Source organism: Mesorhizobium sp. M7D.F.Ca.US.004.01.2.1, assembly GCF_003997785.1.
In the GTDB taxonomy this organism is placed as follows: domain Bacteria; phylum Pseudomonadota; class Alphaproteobacteria; order Rhizobiales; family Rhizobiaceae; genus Mesorhizobium; species Mesorhizobium loti.
The window spans coordinates 1-7,677 of sequence record NZ_RZRQ01000281.1 but is presented as its reverse complement, the minus strand read 5'-3'; the positions used below and the strand labels follow the sequence as shown (position 1 = coordinate 7,677).

At 63.2% G+C, this 7,677-nt stretch carries 5 protein-coding genes and 1 pseudogene; 4 read left to right on the top strand and 2 right to left on the bottom strand.

The window, feature by feature from the left end; all coding sequences use genetic code 11:
* Positions 1–27 precede the first annotated feature (27 nt).
* Positions 28–2,364: pseudogene (dnaE, locus tag EN993_RS27445) on the bottom strand (DNA polymerase III subunit alpha); the annotation flags it as partial.
* Positions 2,365–2,680: 316 nt separating this feature from the next.
* Between dnaE and EN993_RS27440 the strand changes: the two are divergent.
* Positions 2,681–3,112: a hypothetical protein gene (locus tag EN993_RS27440; protein WP_245462838.1), complete on the top strand. Its 432-nt coding sequence runs from the start codon at positions 2,681–2,683 to the stop codon at positions 3,110–3,112.
* Between the two features lie 52 nt (positions 3,113–3,164).
* Here EN993_RS27440 and EN993_RS27435 read toward each other — a convergent pair whose 3' ends face one another.
* Positions 3,165–5,177 carry an acetyl/propionyl/methylcrotonyl-CoA carboxylase subunit alpha gene (locus EN993_RS27435; protein ID WP_109671496.1) on the bottom strand — a complete coding sequence of 671 codons (2,013 nt, stop codon included), beginning with the start codon at positions 5,175–5,177 and terminating at the stop codon, positions 3,165–3,167.
* A 199-nt stretch (positions 5,178–5,376) separates the two neighbouring features.
* On the opposite strand from EN993_RS27435, the gene EN993_RS27430 reads away from it, so the two are divergent.
* The 3 genes from EN993_RS27430 to EN993_RS27420 form a co-directional block, all read left to right on the top strand.
* Positions 5,377–6,504, top strand: a complete 1,128-nt coding sequence (locus EN993_RS27430) for an S-(hydroxymethyl)glutathione dehydrogenase/class III alcohol dehydrogenase (RefSeq protein WP_109671559.1) — start codon at positions 5,377–5,379, stop codon at positions 6,502–6,504.
* 67 nt (positions 6,505–6,571) lie between these two features.
* Positions 6,572–7,141 (top strand): S-(hydroxymethyl)glutathione synthase, encoded by a 570-nt coding sequence (gene gfa, locus EN993_RS27425; RefSeq protein WP_109671497.1) that lies wholly within the window; start codon positions 6,572–6,574, stop codon positions 7,139–7,141.
* Positions 7,142–7,205: 64 nt separating this feature from the next.
* Positions 7,206–7,677: YaiI/YqxD family protein (locus tag EN993_RS27420; RefSeq protein WP_127265324.1), on the top strand; the 472-nt coding region annotated here is incomplete at its 3' end.

Here is a 7,677-nt window from a genome sequence, read left to right as displayed (position 1 = left end):
AGACAGGCATTATCCGGTCGAGTTCCTGGCAGCGTGCGATTTGTTGAAACCATAGTCGGCGAACTTGGCCAGCAGGTCGAAAATGAAGTCGGCTTGCGGCTTGCCGACGCCACGCTCGACCGCGCCGGAGACGAAGCGCTCGCGTTGCTTGTCCATCTCGGCGCGGATCTTCTTGCCCATGGCGCGGCGCAGCAGATCGGCTTCGCCGAGCGAATAGCCGGACAGCTCCTGCGCGATCTGCATCACCTGTTCCTGGTAGACGATGACGCCCTGTGTCTCCTTCACCAGATGGTCGATCTTGGGATGGATCGAGGCCATCTCCTCCTCGCCATGCTTGCGGGCATTGTAGGTCGGGATGTTCTCCATCGGCCCCGGCCGGTAGAGCGCGACCAGCGCGATGATGTCCTCGATGCAGTCGGGCCGCATGCCGATCAGCGCCTTGCGCATGCCGGCGCTTTCCACCTGGAACACGCCGACCACCTCGCCGCGCGACAGCATGGCATAGGTGTCGGGATCGTCGAGCGGGATCGTCGCCAGGTCGATTTCGATGCCGCGCCGGCGAATCAGCTTCACCGCCGTTTCCAGCACCGTCAGCGTCTTCAGGCCGAGGAAGTCGAACTTCACCAGCCCGGCCTGCTCGACATATTTCATGTTGAACTGGGTGACCGGCATGTCCGAGCGCGGATCGCGGTACATCGGCACCAGTTCCGACAGCGGCCGGTCGCCGATGACGATGCCGGCGGCGTGCGTCGAGGCGTGGCGGTAAAGGCCTTCCAGCTTCTGCGCCATGTCGAGCAGCGTCTGGACGATCGGCTCCCTCTCGGCCTCTTCGGCAAAGCGCGGCTCGTTGGCGATGGCGTCGGCAAGTTTGACCGGATTGGCCGGATTCTGAGGCACCATCTTGGAGAGCTTGTCGACCTGGCCGTAGGGCATCTGCAGCACGCGGCCGACGTCGCGCAGCACGGCGCGGGCCTGCAGCGTCCCGAAGGTGATGATCTGGCCGACCTGGTCGCGACCGTATTTCTGCTGGACGTAGCGGATGACCTCCTCGCGGCGATCCTGGCAGAAGTCGATGTCGAAGTCGGGCATCGACACGCGGTCGGGATTGAGGAAGCGCTCGAACAGAAGCGAGAAGCGCAACGGATCGATGTCGGTGATGGTCGTCGAATAGGCGACCAGCGAGCCTGCGCCCGAACCGCGTCCCGGCCCGACCGGAATGCCCTGTGCCTTCGCCCATTTGATGAAGTCGGCAACGATCAGGAAGTAGCCGGGAAACTTCATCTTGGTGATGATGCCGAGCTCGAAATTCAACCGCTCGCGATACTGCTCGACCGTGTAGCCGGCTGTCGGGCCATGCGCGGCCAGCCGCGCGTCGAGCCCCTCATGCGCCTGGCGGGCCAGTTCGTCGGCTTCCGCCTGCACGGCTGCGTCATTGTCGGCGACATCGCCGCCGGTGAAGCGCGGCAGGATCGGGTTGCGGTTCTTCGGGTAGTAGGAGCAGCGCAGCGCGATCTCGACGGTGTTGTCGATCGCTTCCGGCAGGTCGGCGAACAGCCTGGCCATATCGGCCTGGCTGCGCAGGAAATTGTCCGGTGACAGCCGACGACGATTGTCGGCGGCGACGACCGAACCCTCAGCAATGGCGATCAGCGCGTCATGCGCGTCATAGTCGTCGCGGGCCGAGAAGAACGCCTCGTTGGTGGCGACCAGAGGCAGTTCATGGGCATAAGCCAAATCGACCGAGGATTTCTCGATCACGCGATCATAGCCGGATACCCGGTCCAGCTCGACATAGAGCCGGTCGCCGAACATCGCCTTGAGGGTCAAAAGCCGTGCCTCAGCTAGATCGCGGCGGTCATCCTTGAGCGCAATGCCGATCGGGCCGCGCGGTCCACCGCTGAGGCAGATCAGCCCGTCACAATAGCCTTGCATCATTTCGGTGGTAAGGTGCACGGCCTCGCCGGGCGGCGTTTCGAGGTAGACGCGGCTGACCAGCCTGACCAGATTGGAATAGCCGGCTTCGGTCGCGGCAAGCAGGACGACCGGCCGCATATCGGGACCTTGCCGCCTGCGATCACGCTGGCCATCGATGTTTTCGCCGGAAAAGGCGAGCGCAGTCTGGCAGCCGATGATTGGCTGGATGCCGTCCTTGACCGCCTTCTGCGCGAACTCAAGCGCGCCGAACAGATTGTTGGTATCGGTGACGGCAATGGCCGGGGCTTCGTCCTTGACCGCATGAGCCACCACCTTGCCGATCTGCAAGGCGCCTTCCAGCAGCGAATAGGCCGAATGCACGCGCAGATGGACGAAGGGCCGCGCCGGCGCCTCCGGCCGCGCGGCTGCTATCGCGGCTTCGCGCTTCAGGGGGTCGCGGGGAAGTTTTTCGTCGGCCACCGGGTCCTTGCTTTCAATCTGATCCGCGAATCTTGACTTGCCGCCCTAATCTAGGCTCCCGCGCTTTGACCTGCCAGCGTTCTCGGTCCCGCCGCCTTGCCCATACCCGGAAACCTCGTGGCCGCCGGCCGCCAGGCCGATCCGGGACCGGTGTGAAGCGCTTCATGGTCGACGGAGCGCGCCAATCGCACACTGCCATTGTGAAATCGTCTTTCAACAGGGAAATTCTCATGGCTAGCCGTTTTGTCGGGATGATGTGCTGAACATGTGGCGCGCTCTGGCAGATATGAAACCGGTTCCAATCAGCCCCAAGCTCGTCGACGGGGGCGAAAAGTCCTGCCCGAGCGCTCGCGCCGAAGCGGGAGCGCTGCTGATCGGCGTGGTCGGGCCGGACGGCATCGTGCGGCCGATCCCGAAGCGGTTCGAAATCGACGCCGAATTCGTCGAACAGGCAAGCGAGGCCGGCGCCCCGGAAGCGCGCTTCCGCTTTGCCAGCCGTTGCGTCGAGGGCAAATGCAAGCAATGGACCGGCAATTCCTGCGGCGTCATCGAAAAGGTGCTAACCGGCATGGCCGAGCAGATGATTGCGCCGGCTGAAAACCTGCCGAGCTGCGCCATTCGCGGCTCCTGCCGCTGGCACAGTCAGCACGGCGCCGACGCCTGCCGCGCCTGCGTCTACGTCATTACAGACCAGAGCATGGTGGCCGCGCCCGCTTGACCCCGAGATCGAGGAGCGGCTGCCTGCCCGTCCTCGATTGCGGCGCAAAAAATCAGGCGAATTCCATGATCACCGCGTCAACCGCCAGGCTGTCACCCGGCCTGGCGTTGAGTTTCGAGATCACCAGATCGCGTTCGGCGCGCAGCACGTTTTCCATCTTCATCGCCTCGACCACCGCCAGCGTCTCGCCGGCCTTGACTTCCTGGCCTTCGGCAACGGAAATCGACACGACAAGGCCAGGCATCGGACAAAGCAGCAGTTTCGACGTGTCCGGCGCTATCTTTTCGGGCATCAGCCTTTCCAGCTCGGCGGTGCGCGGCAGCATGGCGCGCGCGGTCACCGACATGCCCTTCCAGGCAATGCGAAAGCCATTGGCAACCGGCCTGATCTGAGCCGTAACCTTGCGCTTGCCGACCTTGCCGCGCCAGATCAGATCGCCCGGCCGCCAGTCGGATGCAACGGTCAGCGCCTTGCCGCCCTCAATCGACAGATCGATTTCCATCGGGATGGAAATCATGCCCTCGAGGATCGACGCCAACAGATAGTCATCGCCGATCTTCACCACCCAGTCGCGCTTCAGCGCTCCCGAATGCGGCGCCAGCCGCCCGCCCAGCCGGTCGAGCCGGTCGCGGCGCAGCAGTTCCACCGCGGTCGCGATCGACGCCAGCACGGCTTTCTCATCGTTGTTCGGTACGACCGGCGCGAAGCCGTCGGGATATTCCTCTGATATGAAAGCGGTCGATATCTGCCCTTCCCGCCAGCGCGGATGCTGCATCAAGGCAGCCAGGAACGGAATGTTGTGCTCGATGCCGTCGACGACGAAGCTGTCGAGCGCTTCCGACATGGCATCGATCGCTTCCAAACGCGTCGGCGCCCAGGTGCATAACTTGGCGAGCATCGGATCGTAGAACATCGAGATTTCGGAGCCTTCGGTGACGCCGGTGTCGTTGCGGATGACGACATCGCCGAATTGTCCTTCATCCGGCGGCCGGTAGCGCGTCAGCCGGCCGATCGAGGGGAGGAAATTGCGGTACGGATCTTCGGCATAGAGCCGGCTTTCCACCGCCCAGCCGTTCAGCTTGATATCACTTTGCTTTAAGGCGAGCTTTTCGCCGGCGGCGACGCGGATCATCTGCTCGACCAGATCGATGCCGGTGACGAGCTCCGTCACCGGATGCTCGACCTGCAATCGTGTATTCATTTCAAGGAAATAGAAGTTCTTGTCCTTGTCGACGATGAATTCGACCGTGCCGACGCTCTGATAGTCAACGGCCCTAGCCAGCGCCACTGACTGCTCGCCCATGGCCTTGCGTGTCTCGGCATCAAGAAATGGCGACGGCGCCTCTTCCGCCACCTTCTGGTTGCGGCGCTGGATCGAGCATTCGCGCTCGCCGAGATAGAGCGCGTTACCATGCGCGTCGGCCAACACCTGGATCTCGATATGGCGCGGATCGACGACGAATTTCTCGATGAAGACGCGGTCGTCGCCGAACGAGCTCTTGGCTTCCGAACGGGCTCGGTCGAAGCCGTCGCGCACTTCCGACTGGCTCCAGGCGATACGCATGCCCTTGCCGCCGCCGCCGGCCGAGGCCTTGATCATCACGGGATAGCCGATCTCGCCGGCGATCTTTTCGGCATGGTCGGCATTCTCGATGACGCCGAGCCAGCCGGGTACCGTGGAAACCTTGGCGGCGTTGGCGAACTTCTTCGATTCGATCTTGTCGCCCATTGCCCTGATCGCCTTGGGCTTCGGGCCGATGAAGGTGATGCCTTCCGCTTCCAGCGCCTCACAGAAGGCCGCCCGCTCGGACAGGAACCCGTAGCCGGGATGCACAGCCTGAGCGCCTGTCTCCTTGCAGGCGGCGATGATCTTTTCAGGGATGAGATAGCTTTGCGCCGCGGGCGAAGGCCCGATATGCACCGCCTCGTCGGCCATCTCGACATGCACGGCATCGCGGTCGGCATCGGAATAGACGGCAACCGTGGCGATGCCCATCTTGCGCGCCGTTTTGATGACGCGGCAGGCGATCTCGCCACGGTTGGCGATCAGGATTTTGGTGAACATGCGGAATGTCATCCCTCGGGTCGGCCGTTCCTTTTATGGCCTGTGCTGGCGTGGTCAAGCCGGCCGGGTCAATCGCGGTCTTTCAATCGATTTGGATTAGAATTCTCCATGCTGGCCCAAGCCTGGAACCAGCTAGCTGTTGATCGCCAAGGCAAAACCTGAAAGCTTGCGCAAAAATCGCCTCTGGAGGAATTGCCTGATGAAAACCCGCGCCGCTGTCGCTGTCGCCGCCGGAAAGCCGCTGGAGATCATGGAGGTCGACCTCGACGGTCCGCGCGAGGGCGAGGTGCTGGTCGAGATCAAGGCGACCGGCATCTGCCATACCGACGAATTCACGCTGTCGGGCGCCGATCCCGAAGGCCTGTTCCCGGCCATCCTCGGCCATGAGGGCGCCGGTGTGGTGGTCGATGTCGGCAAAGGGGTCACCTCCGTCAAGAAGGGCGACCATGTCATCCCGCTCTATACGCCGGAATGCCGGCAGTGCCCGTCCTGTCTGTCGCGCAAGACCAATCTGTGCACCGCTATCCGCGCCACGCAGGGCCAGGGCCTGATGCCCGACGGCTCGTCGCGCTTCTCGATCGGCAAGGACAAGATCTTCCACTATATGGGCTGCTCGACCTTCTCCAACTTCACCGTGCTGCCCGAGATCGCGCTGGCCAAGGTCAACCCGGACGCACCCTTCGACAAGATCTGCTACATCGGCTGCGGGGTGACCACTGGCATCGGTGCGGTCATCAACACTGCCAAGGTCGAGCAAGGCGCGACTGCCGTGGTCTTCGGCCTCGGTGGCATCGGCCTCAACGTCATCCAGGGCCTGAAGCTTGCCGGCGCCGACATGATCATCGGCGTCGACCTGAACAACGACAAGAAGGCCTGGGGCGAGAAATTCGGCATGACGCATTTCGTCAATCCGAAGGAGATCGACGGCGATGTCGTCCCCCACCTCGTCAACATGACCAAGCGCGGCGCCGACCAGATCGGCGGCGCCGACTACACATTCGACTGCACGGGCAGCACCAAGGTCATGCGTCAGGCGCTGGAAGCCTCGCATCGCGGCTGGGGCAAGTCGGTCGTCATCGGCGTCGCCGGCGCCGGCCAGGAAATCTCGACGCGGCCGTTCCAACTGGTCACCGGACGCACCTGGATGGGCACCGCCTTCGGCGGCGCGCGCGGCCGCACCGACGTGCCGAAGATCGTCGACTGGTACATGGACGGCAAGATCCAGATCGATCCGATGATCACCCATTTGCTGAAACTGGAAGACATCAACAAAGGGTTCGACCTCATGCATGAGGGCAAGTCGATCCGAAGCGTCGTCGTTTACTGAGGAAAGCCACAAGCCGCCGACCGACCGGCCAGCGACCTCTGTGGTTCACAACTGGGAGGAGAAAAGAATGGCGGAGAAACTGCATCCGAAAATCGACAACGGCCTGCCCAAGGAGAGCGCGAGCTTTGCCGGCGGCACGCTGGTCTGTGCTTGCACCAGCAAACCGGTCAAGGTGAAGGTCAAGGGGCAGATCGCCCACAACCACGCCTGCGGCTGCACCAAATGCTGGAAGCCGGAAGGCGCGGTGTTCTCGGTGGTTGCCGTGGCTGGCACCGGCGACGTCACCGTCACAGAGAACGGCGACAAGCTCAAGGTGGTGGACCCCTCGGCGCTGATCCAGCGCCATGCCTGCACCGGCTGCGGCGTCCACATGCACGGACCGGTCGAGCGCGACCACCCGTTCAAGGGCCTGTCCTTCATCCATCCCGAGCGCTTCGAGGAGGACGGCTGGTCGCCGCCGGGCTTCACCGCTTTCGTCTCGTCGATCATCGAGTCCGGCGTCGATCCAAAGCGGATGGACGGCATCCGTGCGCAGTTGAAGACAATCGGACTGGAGCCCTATGACTGCCTCAACCCCGGCCTGATGGACTATATCGCGACCTGGACGGCGAAGAAGTCCGGCGCACTGCCGGCCTGACAGTCGTGAGATTTCAGGTATGGGGCCGGACAAGTTTCCGGCCCCTGCTCGTTCTGGAGAGACAATGCCCTCACCCGCCATTCTCGTCGACGCAGACGCCTGCCCGGTCAAAGCCGAGGTCGAAAAAGTCGCCGAGCGCCATGGCGTCGTCGTCACTTACGTCTCCAATGGTGGCTTGCGCCCCTCCCGCGACCCGATGATCCGCAACGTCGTGGTGTCCAAGGGCGCCGACGCCGCCGACGACTGGATTGTCGAAAACGCAAAATCCAACGACATCGTGATCACCGCGGACATTCCGCTTGCCGCCCGCGCGGTGGCACTCGGCGCGCACGTGCTTGGACCGACCGGGCGCCCCTTCACGCCGGAAACGATCGGCATGGCGGTGGCGATGCGCGATCTCAAGCAGCACTTGCGCGAGACCGGCGAAAGCAAGGGCTACAATGCCAGCTTCGCCCCGCAGGACCGTTCGCGATTTCTCGGCGAACTCGACCGCATCTTGCGGCGGGGGCTCAAAACCGCCAAAACGCAAAAGAAAA

Coding starts and splice junctions, on each gene's coding strand:
- EN993_RS27430 (WP_109671559.1), top strand. CDS start 5,377: ATGAAAACCCGCGCCGCTGTCGCTGTCGCCGCCGGAAAGCCGCTGGAG.
- EN993_RS27440 (WP_245462838.1), top strand. CDS start 2,681: ATGAAACCGGTTCCAATCAGCCCCAAGCTCGTCGACGGGGGCGAAAAG.
- gfa (WP_109671497.1), top strand. CDS start 6,572: ATGGCGGAGAAACTGCATCCGAAAATCGACAACGGCCTGCCCAAGGAG.
- EN993_RS27435 (WP_109671496.1), bottom strand. CDS start 5,177: ATGTTCACCAAAATCCTGATCGCCAACCGTGGCGAGATCGCCTGCCGC.